The following is a 22,092-nucleotide window of genomic DNA, read 5'->3' as shown; positions in this document are numbered from 1 at the left end:
GGTTGGAGTGCAAAGGCATCGAGAGAAAAATCGACTTTTTATGGTTTTTTTCACTATCAAATAATCAATGTGCTTTCAGTCTATTATAACTCTTAGAGTTCAAATTAAATCTAATTTATTGTTATTTTTAGCTGTTTCAGTGAGCAGGCGCAAAAAGTGCCACATAGTCATCAATTTAAGCAGTCAAGAGGTCGGATCAGCGCTGCAACAAGTTGCATTAAACCATGCTTGGAGTGTGGAGATCACAGCTTTGATAATAGCCTCAATTCTTTGTTGCATTTAGTAACATAATGCTTAGAATCTCTCGCATACAAACGATAATAGTTCTCATAACTGTTCATATCAAAGCGAAGGACAAAGCATTATGGAAATGACCCCTTTTAAGCGTAACCTGATTGCGCTTTCCTTATTTGCCGCACCTCTGGGTGTTAACGCGGCGACGCAAGAAGACGTTGTTGAACATTACGCAGATATCGCGCATGCGGTATTCGCAGATTCCCACGCGACAGCGGTCACGCTCGATGAAGCCATTGAGGCTTTTACTGCCAGCCCTTCTCAAAAAACCTTTCAGGCAGCAAAAAAAGCATGGTTAGACGCGCGAGTCCCTTATCAGCAGTCAGAAGTGTTCCGTTTTGGCAACGCGATTGTGGATGATTGGGAAGGACAGCTGAACGCGTGGCCATTGGATGAAGGCTTGATTGATTATGTGGCAGACGGTTACCAAGCCGAACTGGGTAATGCCGGTGCGACAGCAAACATTATTGCCAACCAGAGTATTCAAATTGGTGCGACCGATTTAGATGTGGCTGACATTACGCCAAAACTGTTGGCAAGTCTCAATGAGGTAGGCGGGTCAGAAGCCAACGTTGCTTCCGGTTATCATGCGATTGAATTTTTGCTGTGGGGGCAAGACTTAAATGGCACCAATCCAGGTGCGGGCGAGCGCCCATATTCAGACTTTGCTTACGGGGAAGACTGCACGAACGGCCACTGCGATCGTCGCCGCGCGTACTTGAAAGCAGCCGCCGATCTCTTGGTTGATGATCTAGCCTGGATGCGCGATCAGTGGGCCGAAGGTAATAAAGACAACTATCGTGCGAGCCTACTTGCCGATTCAAGCGAGAATGGCCTACGCAAAATGCTGTTTGGTATGGGCTCTCTCTCGCTGGGTGAATTGGCGGGTGAGCGCATGAAAGTCGCGTTGGAAGCCAACTCGACCGAAGATGAGCACGATTGTTTCTCTGATAATACCCACAACTCGCATTTCTATAATGAGCAGGGCATCTATAACGTCATGATGGGAACCTATCAGCGTGTTGATGGCAGCAAGCTGACAGGGCCATCGGTACTCGATTTGGTCAAAGATAAAGACACTGACGCGGCAAGCGCGATCAAGACAAGCTTTGAGCAAGCACGTGATCAAGTAAAAACACTTGTCGTGTCAGCGGAAGAAGACAATGTGCATTTTGATCAATTGATAGCGGCGGGCAACACAGACGGTAACCAACTGGTTAATGCTTCTATCTCAGCACTGGTTGACCAAACTAAGCATATTGAGAAAGCCGCTCAAATCATCGGCATTGATAATCTCAACCCAGATACTGCGGACCATCAATTCTAATTGTCCGCTAATGATGTTAAGCCCCGTGCCGCGGGGCTTTTTGTTTTGTCAGGATACAACATGAAGTCCAAATTCATTGTTTACCTCGGTGCAATTGGCATCAGTACCTTGGTGAGCGCGTCAGCGGTTGCTTTTGAACGCACCTCTGGTGGTCGCACCACGGTGATTAAAGAAGGTGCCAACGCTTTTTCCCAACCTGCCGCCAACCTCCCCATGAGCGAGCGCATCGACTTCAGTGTGGGGAACAGCTTTTTTCGTAACCCCTGGGTGAGCTCGCCGGCTTCAACCGATGCGCGTGATGGACTGGGCCCTTTGTTCAATACCAATGGCTGTCAAAATTGTCATATTAAAGACGGCCGTGGGCACCCGCCTTCTCCTGGCGATACCAACGCCGTGTCTATGTTGGTGCGATTGAGTGTGCCGGCAATGAGCGAAGCAGAACGGCAGAAATTGATCCAATATGGCAATATTCCCGAGCCAAACTACGGCGGGCAGTTGCAAGACTTTGCACTGCCAGGCGCGAAGCCAGAAGGAAAGGTCGCCATCACCTATTCATCCGTCCCCGTGACCTTTGCCGATGGTGAGACCGTCACTCTGCGTCAGCCACATTTAACGGTTACCGATCTTAATTATGGGCCGATGGCAGAAAGTGTTCAGATGTCGGCGCGGATTGCGCCTCCGATGATTGGATTGGGGCTGTTGGAATCCATTGCTGCGGAAGACATTTACGCCCTGGCTGATCCAGATGATGCCAATGGCGATGGGATATCAGGACGACCAAATCAAGTGTGGGATATCGAAAAACAACGCACTGCGCTTGGCCGGTTTGGTTGGAAGGCAGGGCTACCCACGGTTAACCAACAAAACGCCGCGGCCTTCAATGGCGATGTGGGATTAACCACTTCCATGTTTCCTCATCACAATTGTATGCCGTCACAGTCTGTGTGCGACGAGATGCCCAATGGTGGCGATCCAGAAGTCAGCGACAATATCCTCGGGTTTGTAGAGTTTTACGCCCGTCATTTGGCGGTGCCAGCGCGTCGCAATATGCAGGATCCGGCAGTGAAAAAGGGGCAAGATACCTTCGTTCAAGCCGGCTGCAATGCGTGCCATGTTGAGTCGTTTACTACTGCAAAACGCCCCGATCTTAGTGCCCTGAGCGAACAGCGTATTCATCCTTATACGGATTTGTTGTTGCATGATATGGGCGCGGGGCTAGCTGATCATCGAGGGGAGTTTATCGCCAACGGCAGAGAGTGGCGAACGCCGCCTTTATGGGGCATTGGGTACACCAAAGAAGTGAATGCGGATGCCACCTATCTGCACGATGGTCGCGCGCGTACCCTCATGGAAGCCATTTTATGGCATGATGGTGAAGCTGCCAGTGCGAAACAGCGCGTGCTGGCGATGCCGAAAGCGGAGCGTGATGCCTTAATCGCGTTTTTACGTTCCTTATAACAACAATATGCTGGAGTCTTGTCGCATGCGTTTTCGACTCAATCCTATCGCCGCGCTCTCTCTGAGCGCCACAGTATTTCTCGGTGGGTGCCTATCTCAAACCGAGACCGGCCCTAATCATGGCCTATGGCAACTACAAAAGCAGCGAAGTGAGCAGTTTCTTTCTGCGACCACGGATCTAGCTAAGACCACGCAATCGGTCTGTACTCAGGGCACGCCTATTGACGATGCGCGCCAAGCGTGGAAGACAGTGATGGCCAATTGGATGCCGTTACAAGGGGTAGAGAAAGGGTCTGAGGACGCCTTGGCGCAAAGCTGGCGTATTCAGTTTTATCCTGACAAAAAGAACACCACTGGGCGTAAAATAAACGCTTTACTTGCCAGTGATACACAGTGGACCGCGGAGGCGTTGGCTGAGCAAAGTGTGGCCGTGCAAGGCGTCGGCGCGATGGAGTGGTTGCTTTATGATCAGCAAGCTGACTTAAGTCAACCGAAGCACTGTGAAGTGGCGATGGCGGTCAGTGCTCGCTTGCAACAAACGGCATCAGCGCTCAATGCGGCTTGGCAGAAAAACCCTTGGCATGGCATGCCGCCTTCAATGGCGGTATCAGAAAAGCTCGGTGCGTTGACCCATCAGCTGGATTACGTGCTGAAGAAACTGTCTGGCCCTCTGGGTAAACCGGGCTTTCCCAACCCTTACCAAGGTGAAGCGTGGCGCTCACGGCACTCTCTCACATTGTTACGCCAAAGCATCAAAGCGATGCAAACTCAATATCACGCTGAGGGTGGCATTGAACAATCGCTCCGTGAGCGAGGCTATGATGAGGTTGCGGATCGTGTCGGTGAGCATTGGCAGTTGGCGTATAACAGCGTGCCGCAAGATGGTGAGCCTTTGTTTGACAGGTTAAATAGCGTTGCGGGGTACCGTGATATGCTCACTGTGTACAATAATCTTGAGTATCTCAAATTGGTGCTTGGCGGCCAGGTCGCGCAAGATTTAGGTATTATCGTCGGGTTTAATGCATCAGATGGAGACTAGTTTAAAGCGACGCCGCTTGTTAAAAGCGGCTCTGATGGGGGCGGCTTTACCTACAGTCGTCGATGCCTTGAGTGGTTGTCGCGGCAATCCTACTGCCGACCGTTGCGACTTACTGGGCTGTGCACTAAGCAGTGATGGTTCGTTCGCGGTTGTCGGCGCTGACCGCGCGGGACAGCCCGTCTTCCGTCTTCCGTTACCCGCGCGCGGCCATGGTGTCGCCGCCCAACGTCGAGAGGTTGGGACACTGGGTGTGGCATTTGCGCGTCGGCCCGGCAATTTTATGCAGGTGTTTGATTATCAACGTGGCGTGACGTTGTCACAGGTGACGGCCAGTTCGGACCGCTATTTTTATGGTCATGGCGTGATCTCTGATGATGGTCAATGGTTATATACCACTGAAGGAAAACGTCAAACCAGCGAGGGTGTGGTCGGTGTTTATCGGCTGAGCGCGCGCGGCCAGGTGAAAAAAGTGCGTGAGATAAGCGGCTTTGGGATTGGCCCTCATGAAATCGCACTGGCGGATGCAAACACGCTGGTGGTAGGGGTCGGTGGCATGCATACCGATGGCCGCACCGTGCTAAACATCGATTCAATGTCACCGGCGTTGGCGTACCTCGACATCGACACGGGTGAGGTGGTTGAACGTGCTGAGTTAGCCAATAAAAAGCTGAGTATTCGTCATTTGATGGTGTCAGATGAGGGCTATGTGGTGACGGGACAGCAATACCATGGTCAGGATAATGCCCCCTTGGTGGCCATTCACCGTCGTGGTGAGCCGATGACAATGCTCAATGCCACCCCTGAGCAATGGGCGCGATTTAACAACTATGTGGCGAGTATCGCGACACTCAATGGCTGGGTGGTGGCAACCTCACCCAGAGGCAATTGCTACGGTGTCTGGTCATTAGACACCAAAAATATGATGGGTTTGCATCCATTAGTGGATGCCTCTGGTGCCAGTCGTGACGGTGATGTGATCAACTTGAGTTCAGGGGGCGGCAAAATGGTGACCCTTGATAGCGCACATCATCCCGATTATCAGATGACGCCAGTACGATGGGATAATCATTGGATAACGCTGGTGTAATGAAAGCATGGTAGCGTGAAAAGCGGTAGTCTGGAGAGGCTGCCGCTTTTTGTTTCATTGCGGGTTGGGGGGCGAGAAAAAATCAGGCGATGATTTTGTTAAGACGGGAGCAAAATTTGCCATAATTAAAGCACGGATGAGGAGGGGCGTATGGTGAGAAGGCACGGAGCCTGGTTGGCTAACCTTCTGATAGGATGTTGTTTTTGGGTAAACCCCGTCATGGCAAATGACGCGATTGAGGCCGGTGGCATGCGGTTTTTGGCCGTACCAGACACGTCGGCGCACTCGGCCTCAGATCAAGCGGCATTGGCTGAGCAAAGCCTCTCGGCTGACGATCATCGTCAACGCGCCTATCAGTATGCGCGCGACTGGTTGGAGTCGGCCGCCCCCGATGCCACTGTTTTGGCCTACTCCTCAGCGCTGACTCAAGACTATCTCGATAATGGGTTTTCGCTGCTTTGGACCCAGGATGCAGCGCGGGATGAGCTGGCAACGCAAGTTAATGTGATTTCATTGGCCAGCTTCAGTCCGGAATTTGAGTGGCGCGCCTGGCAACTTCGCCAACTCCGCCAGCAGGGTAGCGACACCGCGTATGATATTTTTGCTACCGACACGGCGTATGCCTTGATGAGTTACCTGGATGCGGTGTCCGATAAAGGTATGCGCTGGTTTTTTGGCTCTTTGCATCACACGCCGCTGCCCGAGCCCTCCGAGTCTCAGCGAGCGTCCTTTTTTCAAGCGGGTTTGGGGCCGGCGTTGCCCGCTTTTCTGCGCAAGCTTCGGCCACAGCATCCGCAATATACCGCGCTGATTAAGCAGATTGTTCGCTTGCAACGTCAAGCCCGCTCAGTGTGGCCCAGCGTGACCAGCGATGGGCTGATTTACCCTGACCAAGCGGTAGCGATCCCTCTGGCGCTTAACTTAGTTGATAACCTGCGGGTGCAGGGATATTGGGGGGACAGTCAACGGTTAGAGGCTTTGGATGGTAAAACGGTGCAATATGGTGGCGATCTACTCGATGCCGTTAAACGGTTTCAGTCACAACATGGGCTGAGTGTGGATGGCATCATTGGCCCGTCGACGTTGAAATGGCTCAATTTAGATGCGTCAGCGCGGATCCGGCTGCTGGCGCTTAATGCAGAGCGGTTACGGTTGTGGCCCCAGCAGCAACCGGATCGCATTGTGGTCAATATCCCAGATTATCGTATGCGTCTGTGGTCTAACGATCAGCATGTGTTTGAGAGCAAAGTGGTGGTTGGGCGCCAATCTAGACGCACGCCGCTGTTCTCGTCACGACTCGACTCTGTGGTACTCAATCCAAGCTGGAATGTGCCTCGGAGCATAGTGCAAAAAGATATCTTGCCCAAGCTGGTTGATGGGCACGAGTATTTGTCTCAGCATCAATATCGTATTTTGCCCAATTGGCAAAGTGACACCCAGATTGACCCTAACTCGATTGATTGGCATAAAGTGTCAGTCGACGGATTTCCCTACCGGCTTCAGCAGGCACCAGGTCGAGGCAACGCCCTCGGAAAATACAAATTCAACACGCCCAATCGTAATGCTATCTACCTGCATGATACGCCAGCGCAAAGCTTATTCAGCCGGTCACGGCGTGCATTTAGTTCCGGCTGTATCCGTGTCGAGCAAGCGGAGCAACTGGCGGACTTATTATTGGATTTATCGGGTAAGCAGCTGACTGACTACCAGTCCTATATTGATAAAACCCAGACCAAGTGGGTGCCGCTCAAAAAACGGTTGGCGGTACAGACCATTTACCAGACGGCTTGGGTCACGGATGAAGGGGAATTGGCCTTTCGTGATGACGTGTACGCCTATGATGTCCCCGCAAAACGTAAGATCACCACACAAGAGCCCAGTTATTTAACCCAGCAGCGTCATTCTGTGGCGGTGCAAGCGCAATAATCACCAGGAAGCCGCGTATAACCGCGGCTTCCTCTTCATGTCGGTGTCGGCGAGCCACGCCACTGTCGTTATCTCAACGAGACGTATCAGCCTTAGGCTGGTGGCTCAGGTGAGGGGCAATGTAGCGTTGATAACGTTTGGGTTTTAAGCGTTTAAGATCGACCAAAACAAGACCATCAATACAATCGGCAAAGTCAGGATCCACGCCGAAGTCCAGGAACTGGACACCACCTGGTTCGCATAACTCACTGTACTGTTTATACAAAGTGGGGATCCCGACGCCCAAGTGATCGAGTAGCATTTTAAGTTGTTTAAGGTCTTTGGCGTAATCGTTCCCGCAGAAGTGACCCAGAAGCTCGCTTTCTTTACTGTCTGCCAGTTCAAAGGGGCGTTTAGAGCGTGCACACTCGCTCTCGCCAGTAAAGTAGGTACGGTAAAAGAAAATAAGCAATTCTTTAGCCGCCTGTGGCATGGCGTTGCTGATGGTGACTGGCCCAAACAGATAACGATACTGTGGCTTTTGCGCGAGCAGAGCGCCAATACCAAGCCATAAATAATCCAAACTCCGTTTGCCCCAATATTTAGGTTGCACAAAACTACGTCCCAGCTCCAGCCCCTGTGCAAGATACGGCTCCATGCCTTGCTCAAAATCGAATAAGCTCGCGCTATAGATCCCATCAAGCCCTTGGGCGGTGAGCGTCGCTTGGGTGTCACATAAGCGGTAGGCGCCTACAATATCGAGTTCGGCGGGATCCCAAAGGACCAAATGCCAGTAATGCTGATCATATTTATCGAGATCACGTCGCTGACCTGTGCCTTCTCCCACAGCACGAAAAGCGACTTCACGTAATCGTCCAATCTCGCGCATGACAGGGGAATCGGCTTGATAGTCGAGTAAGTAAATTAGTTTGCCATCAGGTGTTTGTCCGAGTTGCTGGCCAGCATTGAGGGCTTGTTTAAGCGCTAAACGAGGCTCGGGAGAGGCGATTGCTGTCTCTGTGGGAAACAAGCCAGGTTTGCGTTTGGCAATACGATACAAGTGCTTGTGGAATAACTTAACGCGTGTTTTGACGGGCAGGGAGGCGGTAGCACTATAACTGTGGTGTGGGATTAATTCGCCGACGGTAAAAGCAATGGTATTGTTCTCTTGGCGAAACATTTCCTCGACGAGCAACAGGGTAGAGAGCGGCTTGTACACCATCGACGCGCCATAAAAACGGGCTGAATTGCGGCCTTGGACGTGAATCGGGAGAATCGGTGCTTTTGATTTGGTTGCCATGCGTAAAAAGCCTGGATGCCAGGCGCCATCACGGATCCCGGTTGGCGCAACCCGCGATACTTCTCCGGCGGGGAAAATGATGACTGCCCCGTCACTTTCCAGCCACTGAGTGATGTTTTGTAGGTTCTGTTTCGGGGTATAGCCCCCCATATTGTTGACCGGCAACAAGCAACCGTGGAGCGGTTTAACTTGCATCAATAAATCGTTGGCAATCACTTTGACGTCCGGCCGAACAGAGCGCACCAGTTTTAACAGCGCTAATCCATCCAGCGAGCCGATAGGGTGGTTGGCGATAATCACTACCCGCCCTGATTCGGGAATCCGCTCTTTCTCGCGATCACTCACCCGATAGCTAAAGTTAAAGTAGTCGAGCACTTGCTCAACAAACTCAAACCCGTGCAAATGAGGATATCGCTCGGCAAAGGCTTGAAACTCCTGCTCATGAAGTAACCGTTTAAGGGTTCGACTGACGGGACGTTTTAGCCAGTCACGCTGTTCTAGTTGGGGATAATGAGACGATAGAACTTTATCAACATCTAACATAAGCAACCCTGCATGCAAAAATGCGTATCTGATTTATCCAGATATCCTGACGTTAGCCTAGAGAGTAAAAGTGACACCTCCTTGGCAGCATAGTTGCAAACTGATGACAGCGTGGCATAGTGAGGCGCACATTGACGATTGAAAACCTGAGGGCGTGTCACGGATTACGTGTTATTGCGTCACTGAACAGACAAAGAGAAGGTTAACTCCATGGCGTTGCATTATGAAATTGTGCCAGTCACGGCATTTCAGCAAAATTGCTCCATTATTTGGTGCGACCAAACGCAACAGGCGGCAGTCGTGGATCCCGGTGGGGATGTTGCTAAAATTCGCCAAGTCATTCATTCGCTCGAAGTGACGGTGACGAAAATCCTCCTAACGCATGGCCATTTAGATCATGTTGGCGGTACTGTTGAGCTTGCTAGCGCGTTGAATGTCCCTGTGGTGGGACCGCACAAAGAAGACGCTTTCTGGCTACAAGCGTTACCGGCACAGGCGCAAATGTTTGGTTTCGCGCACGCTGAGCCGTTTGATCCTGATCAGTGGCTACAACAAGGGGATACCGTGTCCGTGGGCAATAGTACGCTCTCGGTGTTGTTTGCCCCTGGACATACCCCAGGCCACATTGTGTTTGTCGATTTGGAAGGGCGAACCGCTTGGGTCGGAGATGTGCTGTTTAACGGTGGTATCGGGCGGACTGATTTTCCCAAAGGGGATCACGCCACCTTGATCAACGCCATCAAACACACCTTGCTGCCAGTTGGGGATGATGTGACCTTTATCCCTGGCCATGGCCCTACATCGACCTTGGGTCACGAGCGGAAAACGAACCCATTTTTGACCGGGGCGTTTTAACATATTGCCGAGAACAACCGGCCTTTTGCTGCTATCTGATGCTAGAGGCTGGTTTTTAGTCATCACTGCTAGCAGCGGCCAAATAGCGCCGGGCGACGCCGACAAAGTCTTCTAGCGGCCTATCAAGCAAGTCTTCACTGATAAATAAATCATACCCGAGCAGCTCCCGAGTGTAGCGCATTCGGTTGGCCAACATAGCCATCAAGCCTTTATATAGCACACCATTTTTCCCTCTATAGGGGGTGTCATCAAACATCATATCTTCCAGCGGTTTGCTGGGTTTGTGATCGCCTCGCCGATACGCAGTAATGAGCAGTGCACGTTGCGTCATAACAATGTGGGTGACCATTCGTAAGCTGATGCTGTCCAAGAGGGCATCGTAACGCTTAATCTTAATACCAACCCATGGAAGTGGTTCACCTAACCCTTGCTGGTGGAGGTGCGGAATGCCAATGGCTTCAATATTTCGCCACTTCAGCGCCCAGCCACCACGAAAGCTATGGTGTTGTAAATGCATGAATGACAGAGAAAAAGATAGCTGAGCGCGTTGAAGTAACTGATTAATTGCATAAAAAATGGCGATAATAGCAATCAGCCCTAGCAAGCCTTGACCGATCGACAGGGTGGGTTGGACGAGAAAAAAACAGATCAAGCCGAAGGCGACTGCCATCGCCGCCAACATACTCCAACGTGCAGCTTCAAACTGAGGCGGGTAGATTTTGATCGTTTTCAAGGCATCCATGAGCATCCACTCCAATGGCGAGAGAAAGATGACTACTCACGCCTATTCGATATCTTTGGAAGACTAATATACGTGCAATGTGTCTGATTAGTTTGCCTAATAATTACTGAATTAGTAAACATTTATCGCTGAATATCACGATCTTTGCGTCTATTGGGGGGCCGTTACCTACAAAAGCGAGCAGAAATTTGGTATAACACGCGCTTTGTTTTTCACCCGCTGCATTCAGCGCGCCTGAACGTAGTGCTTCGGAGTAGGATGATTGAATGAAAATCTCTCACAAGCGTAAGGTACAACTTAAACTCAACAAGCGTGTTAAGGCATCATCGCCAGCGCGTCAGCGTCCGGTTAAATCCAAGCCGGTTGCGCCTGCAAAACCTGCGGTAGAAACATCGCCTAAGGTATCTACTGCCAACTCAGCGTCTTCACTGACGCCAAAACAGCAGCAGATTTTAGAGATTGTTCAAGCAAACCCTGAAGGAATTAACCCTAAAGGGATTGGCCTTGCGGCTGGTCAAGAAGACACCAAAGCAGCTTCTTGGGCAACAGGTGCTTTGAAAAAGCTGACTGAAGAAGGCGCCGTTGAGCGTGTTCAAGTCGCCGCCAACAAGGTGATTTACAAAGCTTGCTGATCCCTTTGCGCATCCGCTTACGTGTTTGATGATGGTATTTGATGCGTAAGCGGATGTTCACTCGACTCAGCAATCGTTTTGTCTGATTTTCTTCCCGCCTTGTGATGTAAGAGTAAACAATTTTTTCTAATATCAACTAGTTGTTTTTATTGTGTTAATGAAGTTTGTCTTTATTGCGCATTCCCTTAGCTAAAGCATGATCAAGCGCAAAATACTGTACGTTCTTCCAGACATACGTTTAAAACTGCCTATAGTAGGAGTGTCTATTTCATTTTCTGTCTGGAGGTAAGCCATGGATGTGCTGTCAACCCAGCTGAAAGCGCCCACCGAAGTCGTGTTCGACTACACCCACTTTTTGTGTGAGAGTCAGCAACCAAACTGGACGTTTACCGATATTTTTCGCAGCCTATTACCTGTGTTTAACACTGTGCTTGAACACCAAGCCAGTGATGGAAGCCAACCTCTCTCTGCACAAGAAAAGCTTTATCAGCAAGCCACTCGTGTGATGTCGGTGCGTAACACCGATACGGCCAATTTGGTGCAGCTCGCACGCCTTGCGCGTCAAACAGGAATTGAAGAGCTAACCATTTTAATGCCTTATGCCCTTGAATATCGGCAAATGGAAGCGATTAGCCAGCAAACCGATGCGCAAATTGAGTACAGTAATGAGAACCGTGAATGGGTTCGACTAACGCTATCCTAAAGCCTCAGCCCAGCCACCCGTAAGCCCGACTTATTGATACTGCGTGAACTAGTGACGCTGGATAAAGGCGGGATCGATGCGCGCGATCCCTTGTTTGTTTTGCTCGCAGTAATTGAACGGCTTGTCTGTTGGGGTAAAGGCGATAATGGCACACGACGTGTCAGCGGCTAACGCTGCGTCAATCAGCGCTTCATCATCGTACCCTGCTTGACGATGGACCACTCGTACCTGATTTGCATTGATGCCCCACAGGCTAAGCTGTGCTGCATTTAAAGCGCGAGGTGGATTAATGATCGTGACCCACTTGGGCTGGCGTGCTTGCAGTGCAATCGCGCGTAAGGTTGCCTGCCAGTGCGCGTTTACCTGTGTTGCGACGGCAAAAGCTGCATGATAGCAAGACGATGGCGTGACACGCGCGGGATACTGAACCTTAGCTTGATTTGACACATTGGACGTCACGTACATAAAACACCTGTATATATAATCAATACTGTATGTTTAAACAGTAATGTTTTGTGGCGTCACTCGCAAGTCACTCAGTGGTTAGTTTGTGATCAGGATCGACAATATAAGACAAGACCCTTAATCGCGACGTTAATGAGTTTGGGGAAATAACTTGCTAAAATCACGGTTTTCATCACCTTGGAGAGAGCATGGAACAAGAGTTCTGGCATCAGCGCTGGGCAGAAAATCAAATAGGCTTTCACCGCGATACCGTACACCCGATGCTTATCCGCCACTGGTCGTCACTGGCTCCACAAAGTGACGAACCCGTTTTGGTGCCTCTTTGCGGTAAATCGATAGATCTCAACTGGCTTGCTGAAAAACACCAGCATGTGATTGGCGTCGAGCTTAGTGAGATCGCCGTGCGTGCCTTTTTCTCGGAAAACTTATATACCCCGCAGGTTTATCGCGCGCCGTCAGGACATATCCATTATTGTTTTGATGAGCTGGAGCTGATTAATGGCGATTTCTTTACCGCGCGCCTAAGTCCCATGCCATTGATTTATGATCGCGCCGCCTTGGTTGCTATGCCTCCTGCTATGCGCGCGCAGTATGTCAGTCATATTCGAACTTTGCTTGCACCTGGAGGACGTTTGCTGCTGATCACCTTGTTTTATCCTCAAACGGATAACACGCCGCCATTTTCCATCGATGCGTCAGTGGTAGAAGAGGCGTTCCAAGGGTTAGACATCAGCTTGCTCGAAACCCACACGGAACCTGATGGCGAGCGTGGCGAACAAGTGTGGTTAATCAAAGCGGCGGCTTCATAGTGGCCGATGTGGTTGAGAGAGTGCTAAGGGGCCTTGACGGCCCCTTTTCTTTGACGTAGCAAGCGCTTTGACTGAGTAAGCAGTAGCGCTAGTGGACAAGTGGACGTAGAAACAAGAAAACCGATTACGCGAGCTTGTTTTGTGCCTGTGCGTATTGGCGTGATTCCCAGTGGGTGATAAAAAAGACCGCCGCAATAATAATACCCGCCCCTAACCACAGTCGACCGGGTGGAACCCAGCTAAACACCAGCCAACCGAAGAGGACGTTAAGAGGGAGTTTTGCGTGATCAAAAGGCTGCACAAAAGACGCATCAGAAACGGCATATGCCTTGGCAATGGCCCACTGGGCGAGGGCGGTAAGTATGCCGGCGCCAAACAACATCCACCACGCGGTTGATGTCTGGGGGAACGTCCAATCGGGCACGGCGAGCAGCAAATTAAAGGGCGTGATCAACAAGAGCAGATAGACCACCATGGTGGTGGGCGGATCATAAGAGGATAAACGCTTTACCATGAGTGAGTAGGTAGCCCAGAAAAACGCCGCGCCCACCGGTAATAAGGTGGCCCAGGTAAACCCATTTGACCATGGCTCGAGGATAATCATGGCGCCGCAAAACCCAGCGAGCGTCGCAAGACCGCGTGCGATGCCGACCCGTTCACGGAGAAATAACCCCGAGCCGACCGTGGCAAAGAGCGGAGAGGTCATTAATAGCGCAATCCCTTGCCAAATGGGCACTGGGTAGGCCAGCGCCCATAGCCACAGTTGAATGCCAATCACGGAGATAAACACCCGCAAACAATGCTGACCAAGGTGTTGGGTTTTGAGTGCTTGACGGATCCCGAGTTGTTTCAACCAAGGGATCATCGCAACCAGGGCGATGGCGTATTGAATGAAGGCAACCGTGGTAGAGGGTAAGCCCATTTTAAAACTAACGTACTGAGACAGGCTGTTAACGAGGGCAAAACACAGGCCTGCGGTCAGCATCCAGGCTGCGCCTTGGAGTGGGTTATGAATCTGTTTCATTGCCATGACTATCCGAAAAAAGACGCACGGATAGTAGCGTAAATCCGACCCCAGGGCGACCTGAAATCCCCCGAGGGTCGGATAAATAAGGAAGGGGTTAGCGTGTTGAGTAGACGAGGGGGATATCCGGGTCAATGGCATCCAGGGTCGCCTGTGTATCGGCAAGGTGACTTACCGTGCTGCTTGCCATTTCGGCCAGTGCAACAGAGCGAATGTCTGTCCAATGGTAGCCCGCCATATTGACAGCAATTAATGCAACCTGAAGAGGAGGAAGGCTTGGGTTAAAAGCCGCGTTCTCGGCATACATGCCAGAGAAAAACTTGCCGTCATTGGTTTCAACCGCTGCCCCGCTATAATTACCTGAATAGGGCGCGTGACTGCGGTTAGCGGCGTCAGCGGCTGCTTTTAGTAATGGTATATCAATATCATCAGTTGATAATTGATTGGATTCGTCAGTTAATAAGCGAGACTCAATCCCCAAGTCAGCAGGACCAAACGGCTCAGGTAGATAGGTGTGCAAGCTTTTCGGATCGGATTGTGGCAGCTGGATGATCAAGGACTCAGCACCATTGAGCTCATTCATGAACTGCCGGCAGTGACCGCATGGGCTGTAATTGATCGTAATATCGGTTAGGCGTTTTGCCCCTTTTGTCCAAGCATGGCTGATAGCGCATTGCTCGGCATGCACCGTTTGTCCTAGTTGCGCTCCAGTGAATTCAATGTTTGCGCCTAAATACAAGGTGCCGCTTTCATCACGGACAATCGCTCCAACATTAAACTGAGATATGGGGGTAACCGCATAGGCCGCCGCCAAAGGCAATAAAGCAAGACGCAGAGCGGCGCCGTTAAGGCCACTGGCGGATTCCATTTGCGCCACTTGTTCTGGTGTGAAGGTAGCACCAAAGCTTGCGTCATTTATCCAATCAGAGACAACACTTTGCAGTGCGTCGGGCAATTGTGTCAGTGCGTCAGTAAGTGCGGTTCGCATAGCATCTCTTCTTTATCGTTAACGGGAGGATAGTGTAGAGAAGCCTTTTGAATAATTGTGTGAGAGAAATCACGCATAGTTTGCAAAGAGTCACTTGTTGCTGAAAGTTAGAGTGACATCAATATTTTTATGCCGATGAATGTGGCCATCATGGTGGTGTGAGTAGGCACAGGCGTCCGCGAGCCGAAATGCGGTTGAGAGATTTATGGCTGCCAATCGACATAGGGGCGATGCACCTTACGGTACTCATGCACGAGATCCCCTTGGTTACGCAAGCGAGTAATCAGTCGTGTCAGATACGCATTGATTTCCTGACCCGCTTTGCCTTTAGGGATAATAAAGACATCGTCAAAGTCAGCGAAGTGCGCGCGTTTGATCATGGTTAAGCCTAGCTCTTTGAGTGCCATGTCAGCTTCCTCTTGCGCCCAAACGAAGCCATCAATTCTTCCTGCTGCCAAGCGTAACAAAGATTGTTTAATACCGTGCGAGCGTTGCACCTTAAAAGGCATATAGTAGGGAACTGCCTCAATGGTATAGCGCGAGGGAGTTGCCCAGAGTTCTTTGACCGAGAGTGGGGCCGCTTTATTGGTGTAAAGGACATGAGTGACCTGGCCAAATGACACCTCGCTAAAGGCGAAAGGCAAGGTAGACACTTCCCGCGTTGGGCGCACGGCAGGCAAACCAAAGTCGGCTCGGCCTTGTGCGACACTGTTTATCGCTCTATGAATCGGAAACACTTCGATGGTGATGTGGGTGTGAGGGTCTTGCTCATCCAGATAGCGGACGAAATCAACAAACGCACCGCTACCATCCAAATTGATCAAACCAGGTAGTTCGCCAAGGTGTGCAACATAGGTTTGGTTATTAGTGGCTCGGGTAGGTGCGGAGAGACTCAGCAGCGTGATAAACAGCAGAAGCGATAAATAGCAGCGTGGCATTATCTCTTTCTCGGTTTTAAAGGCCAATGAACAAAGCAAAAACGACGAGCTAACACGACACGCCCGTGGTACCCACGGGCATCAAACAGGCTAAGCTTGGGTCAGTAATGCTGTCATGCCAATAATGACCGCCGCTGCCGTGACCAGGATCGTAAGTGGTTTAGCAATACTAAACGATGATTCTTCAATGGTGGCTGAATGCGTTAAAGACGCTGGGGGTGTCTGCGATGTAGCGTTTGCTGCCCGTCCTGGACGCTTGGCAAGTGTTTGCTGTGGAAGAGACACACGAAAACCAAACTCACCGACGACCTCAAACGGGAGGCATTTTTTGCCGTTGCGGTAGGATTTAGCCATTAATGATGTCACCACACTTTGATGTTGGGCAAATGAGCTATCGGGCAAGGCCACTTGTTTGAATAATGTGCGGCTCGAGAGTACCTCTCCGGCATAGTAGCAAAGCATCTCGAGTAAACGAGACTCTTCATAAGAGAGAACCGTCATCGTGTCATCAGACCAATATAACGTACGGCTTTCTGGTTCAAAATCAACCTCAGGAAAGCGGTAACAGCGCGTATCTACTTTTGTTGTCATCATTACCCACACTCCAAACAACATCCTTTTTAAAAGTGTGGACTCAAATCACAGAACTGCAACTGGTCAAGCTATCTTTTTTTTGGTAGGACAAAGTAGACAACATGTCAGTGTTGCTAGTTAATGACTTAAAAAACATGACGTTAAAAATAAAAGGCGACCAAACCCGTCCACCTCAGCCACCTGATAGGTAGACTAAGGTCGGAGTGACGGTTGGTCGCCTTCTAGACAGTTCGGTGTATCGGCTATGCGTCTTTAGCGACCGTGCCGGTGTTAGCCAACCAGTGACTCAACATAGTGGTAAATCGCTTTTAATACGCGAACCTTGTCCTCCTCAGCTTGGTGCTGTTCAGCGAGATGCTGCAGGTTATCCATATAGGCAGGAAGGTGCGTTTCAAAGTAATCACGTCGATGCATAAACCACTTTTTTTGCTCGGCTTCGGTGAGCGTCCACGGATAATTGCGCGCGCGATAACGGAATAACAGCGGCTTGATGCGCCAGTCATCAACGCTGAGATCCAGAGCGGCAAGATTTTCAGGATCGCGTGCACGGATGATATCCATCGCACTGCGATCGCTTTTTGAGAAAAAGCCAGCATACAGAGCCGTATCCACGTCCTGATCGTCGAAAGGCTTAGCATCGGCAAATACAGCGACAAGCTTTTCGCGTAATTCAGGGCTTGCTTTCAATGTTTTCAGGTGCTGTAAGCAGGCTTCGCGATTCACACCCAGTCGGGCGGCATCCTCCGGTCGCAATGTTTTTGCATCCGCGAGCACGGGACATTTATTAATATGCACCAGTTTTAGTGGTGCCGGTAATTGTCCTTCCGTGAGGTCGTGGTGTGGCGTGTACAGGCGTTCACGCAGTGCGTCAGCATCCAATTCAAATAAAGGGGCCGGGTCACGGGCCAGATCGACAGTAATCACGGCATTGGGGTTATCAGGATGCCAAGCAACGGGCACAATCCAGCTTGTGTTGCCGCGCTCGGTGCCGAACATGCCAGAGACATGCACGAGAGGTGTCATGTTCACCACATCGATCAGGTGCTTGATTTTGTTTTTATGGCGATGTTTTAACAAATAATCAAATAGCCGTGGCTGCGCCGCTTTGACCTTTTTTGCCAGCTCGATAGTTGCGTGCACATCGGCCATGGCATCGTGCGCGTCGCTATGCTCAATATCGTTTGCGACGGATAGGTTTTCTAATTTAAAACTGGGTTTACCGTTGTCATCATGGGGCCACTCAATGCCGTCGGGGCGCAGTGCGTAGCAGGCGCGCATCACATCGAGCAAATCCCAGCGTGAATTGCCGTTTTGCCAGCTCCAGCCATAGGGGTCAAAAAAGTTGCGGTACAGCGTATAGCGCGTGACTTCATCATCGAAGCGGACGTTGTTATATCCAACAATACAGGTATTGGGTTGCGAGAAGGCTGCATGGATCTGTGCGATGAATTCCGGTTCGGATAAGCCTTTTTTCAGTGCTAACTGCGGTGTAATCCCGGTGACCAAACAGGCTTCCGGTGCCGGTAAGTAGTCATTCGGCGGTTGGCAGTACAGGACTAAGGGTTCACCGATGACATTAAAATCACTGTCGGTACGAACGCCAGCAAATTGGCAAGGCCTGTCTTTACCTGGATGGGTGCCGAATGTTTCAAAGTCGTAGAAAAAAAAGCTTGGCTGGTCGGCGTCTGTCACAATCGATTCCAACTTGATCAATCAAAAGGGTGCAGGTTGAGACCCTGCGATAAAGGGTCATGGTAACATTGGCACCGTTTATCACCAATCTTGGCTTGATTGGGGGGATTGAAGGCTGAAGTATTCAGAAACAAAGAAAGCCTGCTAGAAGGCAGGCTTTCTTAGTCGAAACGTGTGTTGTATGTCGCTAAACCCGTTTACGGCGCAGCTTTCGTTATGAGGCGAGACGCTTGAGCGTTTGCTTCGCCTCGTCAATGGCTTGACTTGCGGTATCTTCGCCCATTGCCAGCCCCTCAGCGTAAACAAACTCGACGTCAGTAATCCCAATAAAGCCAAGCACGGTTTGCATATACCCAGTGATATGGTCAGTAGAGCCGCCCTTGTGCATGCCTCCACGGGTGGTCACAACAATCGCGCGCTTGCCTTGTAATAAACCTTCGGGGCCGTTTTCGGTGTAACGGAAGGTCACACCTGCACGGGCGACGAGATCAATCCAGGTTTTCAATTGCACGGGGATAGTAAAGTTGTACATAGGCGCCGCGATGACTAGCGTGTCGCTTTGCTGAATTTCTTCAATCAACTGATCTGAGGCTTGCTGTACTTGCTGCTGCGCATCGGTGAGCTCATCTGCACCGCGTAAGCCGCCGACATTGTCCCCAGTGAGAACTGGCAAAGGGGTAGACGCAAGATCGCGCTCAATCAAGGTGTCTGGGGACAGCTCATCCACCACACTGTTAATCACTGCGTTCGAGCTTGAATACGGGCCAAGGATACTTGATTTCAATACCAGCGCTTTCATGCATCTCTCCTTAAAATTTGTTGGCGTATCGCACATGATGTTGTTTTGTTACGAGACTCAGTGTAGAGAATTCCAACGTTAAAACCAGCATATAGATTCGTTAAACTTGTTCAAAAATTTTGTTGATGTCTCTAAGCCCCGTGCGGCCAGTTGCACTGAATGGGCATGGGCGTATGATGTCGACCGGCAGTCGTTCATGATGTAAAAATAATGTTATAATGCCCGTTGTGTTGGTTAGGTATCCCAGAAAAGAACGGCAAATCGCCAGATAAAATCACAAGTCAGTGGCTTGTGGGGCGCAACGGGATTTGAGGAAATGCGCGTGAAAAATTTATTTATGTTAGACGTGGATGGCACGCTGGTCGACAGCTGCCAAATGGACCACGAGTGTTTTAGCGAAGCGGTTTATGAAGTCACCGGCTTAACTGTCCCAGATGATTGGGGTGGCTATACCAATGTCACGGATGCGGGGATCATTGAAGAGCTGATTGATAGCCATGATCTTCAGCGCGAAAAGATCATGTTATTTCGAGAAATAAAGCGCGTGTTTACGCATAAACTGGCTAACGCAATTGCTCACCACGGATTAAAGCCGTTGCCAGGTGCGGTAGCATTTATTGATGAGATGCGTCATATGCCGACCGTTGCCTTGGCGATTGCAACAGGAGGCTGGGAAGAAACCGCACGGATGAAACTCAAAGCCGCAGGTTTTAATATTGACGGTATTGTCTTTTCTTCTTGCTCAGATGCGATGAGTCGCAGCGAAGTGATGGCGCTGGCAGCATTCCGTGCCAAACAAGATTACGGCGTCCATTTTGAGCGTCGAATCTATTTTGGTGATGGCGTGTGGGATAAACAAGCCACACAATCTCTGAACTATGAGTTTGTTGCCGTCGGTGACAAAGTCGAGCACGACGTGAGAGTGAGTGATTTTACTAACCCACGCGCTATTTTAGGTAAACTTGCCATTGAGGAATCGCAGCGTCAATACGCATAGCCTTTTGGTAGGAAGCGACGCAGGGCGAGAATGCTCGATAATGTGAGCGATGAGTAAACGAAAAAAGCCGAAGCATCGATGCTTCGGCTTTTTGCTCAGGCGATCATTTGTTACTACATGATTCGCTTACTGTGTATCAACCACCGCATTGTTGCCTTGGTTAGGCACAGTGTTTGAGGCTGCGCGGTTGTCATAGGCAGCAAAGTAGGCTTGAGTTTCCGCTATCACCACCTTGCGCAGCAGCAATAGGCCAATCAAGTTAGGAATAGCCATTAAGCCATTAACGATATCTGCCAGTATCCAAATGGTGTTTAATTGGATAAAGGCACCGGATGCAATTAAGCCGATAAAGAATAGCTTGTAGATATAAATCGCTTTTTTGCCGAACAGGTACGCGACACAGCGTTCGCCATAATAGTGCCATCCTAAAATGGTGGTAAAGGCAAAAAACAATAGGCCAATGTTGACCAGTATCGGGCCAACAGGGCTTTTCATTCCCACCGCAAACGCATGTGAAGTCATGGCGGCGCCAGCAAGCTCGCCAGACCAAGATTGCGTGAGGATCAAGGTGAGTCCGGTCATGGTGCAAATCACTAAGGTATCAATGAAGGTACCGGTCATTGACACCAGGCCTTGCTCTACGCAGGAGTCAGTTTTAGCAGCAGCGGCAGCTATCGGTGCGCTACCAAGCCCTGACTCGTTAGAGAACACGCCACGGGCAATGCCTGATTGAATCGCGAGCATCATGCCAGCACCCGCAAAGCCGCCGGTGGCTGCCATGCCGCTAAAGGCCGACTCAAAAACCAAACTGACTGCTTGTGGCAATTGCGAAGCGTTTGCCCCAAGAACCCACACGCAGGCTCCGACATAAAATACCGCCATCACTGGGACAATTTTAGCGGCGACTGCCGAAATGGATTTAACTCCCCCTAGCGTGACTAAGGCGACGAGCACGGTCAAAAGTCCGGCAACGGCGACAGTAGGAATGTTGAATAAATGGGTCGCCGCGCTGCTGATCGCGTTCACCTGTGGAAACGTACCAATTCCAAAGCATGCCACTCCCAGTCCAAATAAAGCAAAGAGCTTCGCAAGAATGGGTTTACCGGCGCCTTTAGACAGGTACATCATCGGCCCGCCCAGCATGTTACCTTTGTGGTCAGTCTCACGGTATTTCACCGCGAGTAGACACTCAGCGTATTTAGTCGCCATGCCCAAAAAGGCGGCGAGCCACATCCAAAACAGTGCCCCTGGGCCCCCAAGAGAAATGGCCGTGGCCACGCCGATGATATTGCCGGTACCTATGGTCGCGGATAAGGCTGTACACAGTGCCGCAAACCCTGAAACATCCCCTTGGGTTTTGGCGTTCGACGGCTTAAAGATTTGCTTGAGCGCAAACGGCAGGCGACGGAGTTGGAGTAGCCCTAACCGTACTGTAAAAAAGAGCCCCGTACCGGTAAGTAGCAAAAGAAGTGGTGGCCCCCATATCCAGTCGTCAATGGTGCCTAGAAGTGTCTGTATATCTGGTAGTTGCGAAAAAAATGGCATTCATTCCCCCTTTAAACATCAAAGGAGGAGATAGACCACACTAATATTAACAAAAGTGCTACATATTGGGGTGGGTATCTCCTCTGTCCTTTTGCCTGAGAGTTTCACTTGAAAACAAGCTTGCTCCTTCGGCGCCCGAACTAACGGGTCTCTCCAGAGTCTCCTCCAACAGCAGTCCATACAATTAAGTGCCTGAAAGATTTACTTCTTCGGCGGATGGCGTCGGCCACCTCTCTCCTGCTGTCTTCATCGGAACGTCGTCATGACGGAAAGTATGATAGATCACAGAAATATGAATGCAATGCAAAAAAACGTGAACGATGGATAATTCTTTTTAAAAGGTGAAAAATATAAAA

The 22,092-nt window shown here is 50.4% G+C and carries 20 protein-coding genes and 1 riboswitch; of the genes, 10 read left to right on the top strand and 10 right to left on the bottom strand.

Features of this window, described 5'->3' with window-relative positions; translation table 11 throughout:
• The first annotated feature begins 364 nt into the window (after positions 1-364).
• The 5 genes from N8M53_RS07015 to N8M53_RS06995 all read left to right on the top strand — a co-directional run bounded on the left by N8M53_RS07015 (position 365) and on the right by N8M53_RS06995 (position 7,131).
• Positions 365-1,621, top strand: coding sequence for an imelysin family protein (locus tag N8M53_RS07015; protein ID WP_420066573.1), 1,257 nt, complete (start codon positions 365-367; stop codon positions 1,619-1,621).
• Between the two features lie 60 nt (positions 1,622-1,681).
• Positions 1,682-3,079, top strand: coding sequence for a di-heme oxidoredictase family protein (locus N8M53_RS07010; protein ID WP_269578258.1), 1,398 nt, complete (start codon positions 1,682-1,684; stop codon positions 3,077-3,079).
• A gap of 25 nt (positions 3,080-3,104) precedes the next feature.
• Positions 3,105-4,118 carry an imelysin family protein gene (locus tag N8M53_RS07005; RefSeq protein WP_269578257.1) on the top strand — a complete coding sequence of 338 codons (1,014 nt, stop codon included), beginning with the start codon at positions 3,105-3,107 and terminating at the stop codon, positions 4,116-4,118.
• Complete coding sequence (locus N8M53_RS07000) at positions 4,108-5,205, top strand: DUF1513 domain-containing protein (protein ID WP_269578256.1); 1,098 nt, start codon at positions 4,108-4,110, stop codon at positions 5,203-5,205. The genes N8M53_RS07005 and N8M53_RS07000 overlap by 11 nt, the downstream gene beginning before the upstream one ends.
• 219 nt (positions 5,206-5,424) lie before the next feature.
• On the top strand, positions 5,425-7,131 hold the full coding sequence (locus N8M53_RS06995; RefSeq protein WP_269578255.1) for a L,D-transpeptidase family protein: 1,707 nt from the start codon (positions 5,425-5,427) through the stop codon (positions 7,129-7,131).
• Between the two features lie 73 nt (positions 7,132-7,204).
• On the opposite strand, the gene N8M53_RS06990 is transcribed toward N8M53_RS06995, so the two are convergent.
• Positions 7,205-8,953, bottom strand: a complete 1,749-nt coding sequence (locus N8M53_RS06990) for a GNAT family N-acyltransferase (RefSeq protein WP_269578254.1) — start codon at positions 8,951-8,953, stop codon at positions 7,205-7,207.
• A gap of 210 nt (positions 8,954-9,163) precedes the next feature.
• Here N8M53_RS06990 and N8M53_RS06985 point away from each other — a divergent pair, with 210 nt between their 5' ends.
• Entirely contained in the window at positions 9,164-9,808 is a 645-nt protein-coding gene (locus N8M53_RS06985) for an MBL fold metallo-hydrolase (protein ID WP_077639062.1), read from the top strand.
• A 55-nt stretch (positions 9,809-9,863) separates the two neighbouring features.
• On the opposite strand, the gene N8M53_RS06980 is transcribed toward N8M53_RS06985, so the two are convergent.
• Positions 9,864-10,550, bottom strand: a complete 687-nt coding sequence (locus tag N8M53_RS06980) for a DUF2982 domain-containing protein (RefSeq protein WP_269578253.1) — start codon at positions 10,548-10,550, stop codon at positions 9,864-9,866.
• A 266-nt stretch (positions 10,551-10,816) separates the two neighbouring features.
• Here N8M53_RS06980 and N8M53_RS06975 point away from each other — a divergent pair, with 266 nt between their 5' ends.
• Both N8M53_RS06975 and N8M53_RS06970 read left to right on the top strand, forming a co-directional pair.
• Positions 10,817-11,182: a MarR family transcriptional regulator gene (locus N8M53_RS06975; protein ID WP_269578252.1), complete on the top strand. Its 366-nt coding sequence runs from the start codon at positions 10,817-10,819 to the stop codon at positions 11,180-11,182.
• Between the two features lie 292 nt (positions 11,183-11,474).
• Positions 11,475-11,885: a transporter gene (locus N8M53_RS06970; RefSeq protein ID WP_269578251.1), complete on the top strand. Its 411-nt coding sequence runs from the start codon at positions 11,475-11,477 to the stop codon at positions 11,883-11,885.
• A 48-nt stretch (positions 11,886-11,933) separates the two neighbouring features.
• Here N8M53_RS06970 and N8M53_RS06965 read toward each other — a convergent pair whose 3' ends face one another.
• Positions 11,934-12,350, bottom strand: coding sequence for a hypothetical protein (locus N8M53_RS06965; RefSeq protein ID WP_269578250.1), 417 nt, complete (start codon positions 12,348-12,350; stop codon positions 11,934-11,936).
• A gap of 188 nt (positions 12,351-12,538) precedes the next feature.
• Between N8M53_RS06965 and N8M53_RS06960 the strand changes: the two genes are divergently transcribed.
• Positions 12,539-13,159: a thiopurine S-methyltransferase gene (locus tag N8M53_RS06960; protein ID WP_269578249.1), complete on the top strand. Its 621-nt coding sequence runs from the start codon at positions 12,539-12,541 to the stop codon at positions 13,157-13,159.
• A gap of 124 nt (positions 13,160-13,283) precedes the next feature.
• Here N8M53_RS06960 and N8M53_RS06955 read toward each other — a convergent pair whose 3' ends face one another.
• The 6 genes from N8M53_RS06955 to N8M53_RS06930 all read right to left on the bottom strand — a co-directional run bounded on the left by N8M53_RS06955 (position 13,284) and on the right by N8M53_RS06930 (position 19,194).
• Positions 13,284-14,183 (bottom strand): DMT family transporter, encoded by a 900-nt coding sequence (locus N8M53_RS06955; protein WP_407690282.1) that lies wholly within the window; start codon positions 14,181-14,183, stop codon positions 13,284-13,286.
• 97 nt (positions 14,184-14,280) lie between these two features.
• Entirely contained in the window at positions 14,281-15,171 is an 891-nt protein-coding gene (gene cdd / locus N8M53_RS06950) for a cytidine deaminase (RefSeq protein WP_269578248.1), read from the bottom strand.
• Positions 15,172-15,374: 203 nt separating this feature from the next.
• A complete protein-coding gene (locus N8M53_RS06945; protein ID WP_269578247.1) occupies positions 15,375-16,109 on the bottom strand; it encodes an ABC transporter substrate-binding protein in 735 nt (244 codons plus the stop codon).
• A 90-nt stretch (positions 16,110-16,199) separates the two neighbouring features.
• Positions 16,200-16,703: a hypothetical protein gene (locus N8M53_RS06940; RefSeq protein ID WP_269578246.1), complete on the bottom strand. Its 504-nt coding sequence runs from the start codon at positions 16,701-16,703 to the stop codon at positions 16,200-16,202.
• Positions 16,704-16,973: 270 nt separating this feature from the next.
• Positions 16,974-18,395 (bottom strand): exodeoxyribonuclease I, encoded by a 1,422-nt coding sequence (gene sbcB, locus N8M53_RS06935; RefSeq protein ID WP_269578245.1) that lies wholly within the window; start codon positions 18,393-18,395, stop codon positions 16,974-16,976.
• A gap of 214 nt (positions 18,396-18,609) precedes the next feature.
• Positions 18,610-19,194 carry an FMN-dependent NADH-azoreductase gene (locus N8M53_RS06930; protein ID WP_269578244.1) on the bottom strand — a complete coding sequence of 195 codons (585 nt, stop codon included), beginning with the start codon at positions 19,192-19,194 and terminating at the stop codon, positions 18,610-18,612.
• A 322-nt stretch (positions 19,195-19,516) separates the two neighbouring features.
• On the opposite strand from N8M53_RS06930, the gene N8M53_RS06925 reads away from it, so the two are divergent.
• Positions 19,517-20,191 (top strand): HAD family hydrolase, encoded by a 675-nt coding sequence (locus N8M53_RS06925; RefSeq protein ID WP_269578243.1) that lies wholly within the window; start codon positions 19,517-19,519, stop codon positions 20,189-20,191.
• Positions 20,192-20,317: 126 nt separating this feature from the next.
• Here N8M53_RS06925 and N8M53_RS06920 read toward each other — a convergent pair whose 3' ends face one another.
• Positions 20,318-21,736, bottom strand: coding sequence for an alanine/glycine:cation symporter family protein (locus tag N8M53_RS06920; RefSeq protein WP_269578242.1), 1,419 nt, complete (start codon positions 21,734-21,736; stop codon positions 20,318-20,320).
• A 73-nt stretch (positions 21,737-21,809) separates the two neighbouring features.
• A riboswitch (glycine riboswitch) is annotated at positions 21,810-21,903 on the bottom strand.
• Positions 21,904-22,092: the final 189 nt, after the last annotated feature.

Origin of the sequence: Salinivibrio kushneri (assembly GCF_027286325.1) — a bacterium.
Lineage (GTDB): Bacteria > Pseudomonadota > Gammaproteobacteria > Enterobacterales > Vibrionaceae > Salinivibrio > Salinivibrio kushneri_A.
The sequence above is the reverse complement of the archived record's forward strand: the minus strand, read 5'-3'. Positions and strand labels throughout refer to the sequence as shown.

Excerpts from the sequence above, each read along its gene's own strand:
- N8M53_RS07015 (WP_420066573.1), top strand. The coding sequence starts at position 365 with ATGGAAATGACCCCTTTTAAGCGTAACCTGATTGCGCTTTCCTTATTT.
- N8M53_RS07010 (WP_269578258.1), top strand. The coding sequence starts at position 1,682 with ATGAAGTCCAAATTCATTGTTTACCTCGGTGCAATTGGCATCAGTACC.
- N8M53_RS07005 (WP_269578257.1), top strand. The coding sequence starts at position 3,105 with ATGCGTTTTCGACTCAATCCTATCGCCGCGCTCTCTCTGAGCGCCACA.
- N8M53_RS07000 (WP_269578256.1), top strand. The coding sequence starts at position 4,108 with ATGGAGACTAGTTTAAAGCGACGCCGCTTGTTAAAAGCGGCTCTGATG.
- N8M53_RS06995 (WP_269578255.1), top strand. The coding sequence starts at position 5,425 with ATGGCAAATGACGCGATTGAGGCCGGTGGCATGCGGTTTTTGGCCGTA.
- N8M53_RS06990 (WP_269578254.1), bottom strand. The coding sequence starts at position 8,953 with ATGTTAGATGTTGATAAAGTTCTATCGTCTCATTATCCCCAACTAGAA.
- N8M53_RS06985 (WP_077639062.1), top strand. The coding sequence starts at position 9,164 with ATGGCGTTGCATTATGAAATTGTGCCAGTCACGGCATTTCAGCAAAAT.
- N8M53_RS06980 (WP_269578253.1), bottom strand. The coding sequence starts at position 10,550 with ATGGATGCCTTGAAAACGATCAAAATCTACCCGCCTCAGTTTGAAGCT.
- N8M53_RS06975 (WP_269578252.1), top strand. The coding sequence starts at position 10,817 with ATGAAAATCTCTCACAAGCGTAAGGTACAACTTAAACTCAACAAGCGT.
- N8M53_RS06970 (WP_269578251.1), top strand. The coding sequence starts at position 11,475 with ATGGATGTGCTGTCAACCCAGCTGAAAGCGCCCACCGAAGTCGTGTTC.
- N8M53_RS06965 (WP_269578250.1), bottom strand. The coding sequence starts at position 12,350 with ATGTACGTGACGTCCAATGTGTCAAATCAAGCTAAGGTTCAGTATCCC.
- N8M53_RS06960 (WP_269578249.1), top strand. The coding sequence starts at position 12,539 with ATGGAACAAGAGTTCTGGCATCAGCGCTGGGCAGAAAATCAAATAGGC.
- N8M53_RS06955 (WP_407690282.1), bottom strand. The coding sequence starts at position 14,183 with ATGAAACAGATTCATAACCCACTCCAAGGCGCAGCCTGGATGCTGACC.
- cdd (WP_269578248.1), bottom strand. The coding sequence starts at position 15,171 with ATGCGAACCGCACTTACTGACGCACTGACACAATTGCCCGACGCACTG.
- N8M53_RS06945 (WP_269578247.1), bottom strand. The coding sequence starts at position 16,109 with ATGCCACGCTGCTATTTATCGCTTCTGCTGTTTATCACGCTGCTGAGT.
- N8M53_RS06940 (WP_269578246.1), bottom strand. The coding sequence starts at position 16,703 with ATGATGACAACAAAAGTAGATACGCGCTGTTACCGCTTTCCTGAGGTT.
- N8M53_RS06930 (WP_269578244.1), bottom strand. The coding sequence starts at position 19,194 with ATGAAAGCGCTGGTATTGAAATCAAGTATCCTTGGCCCGTATTCAAGC.
- N8M53_RS06920 (WP_269578242.1), bottom strand. The coding sequence starts at position 21,736 with ATGCCATTTTTTTCGCAACTACCAGATATACAGACACTTCTAGGCACC.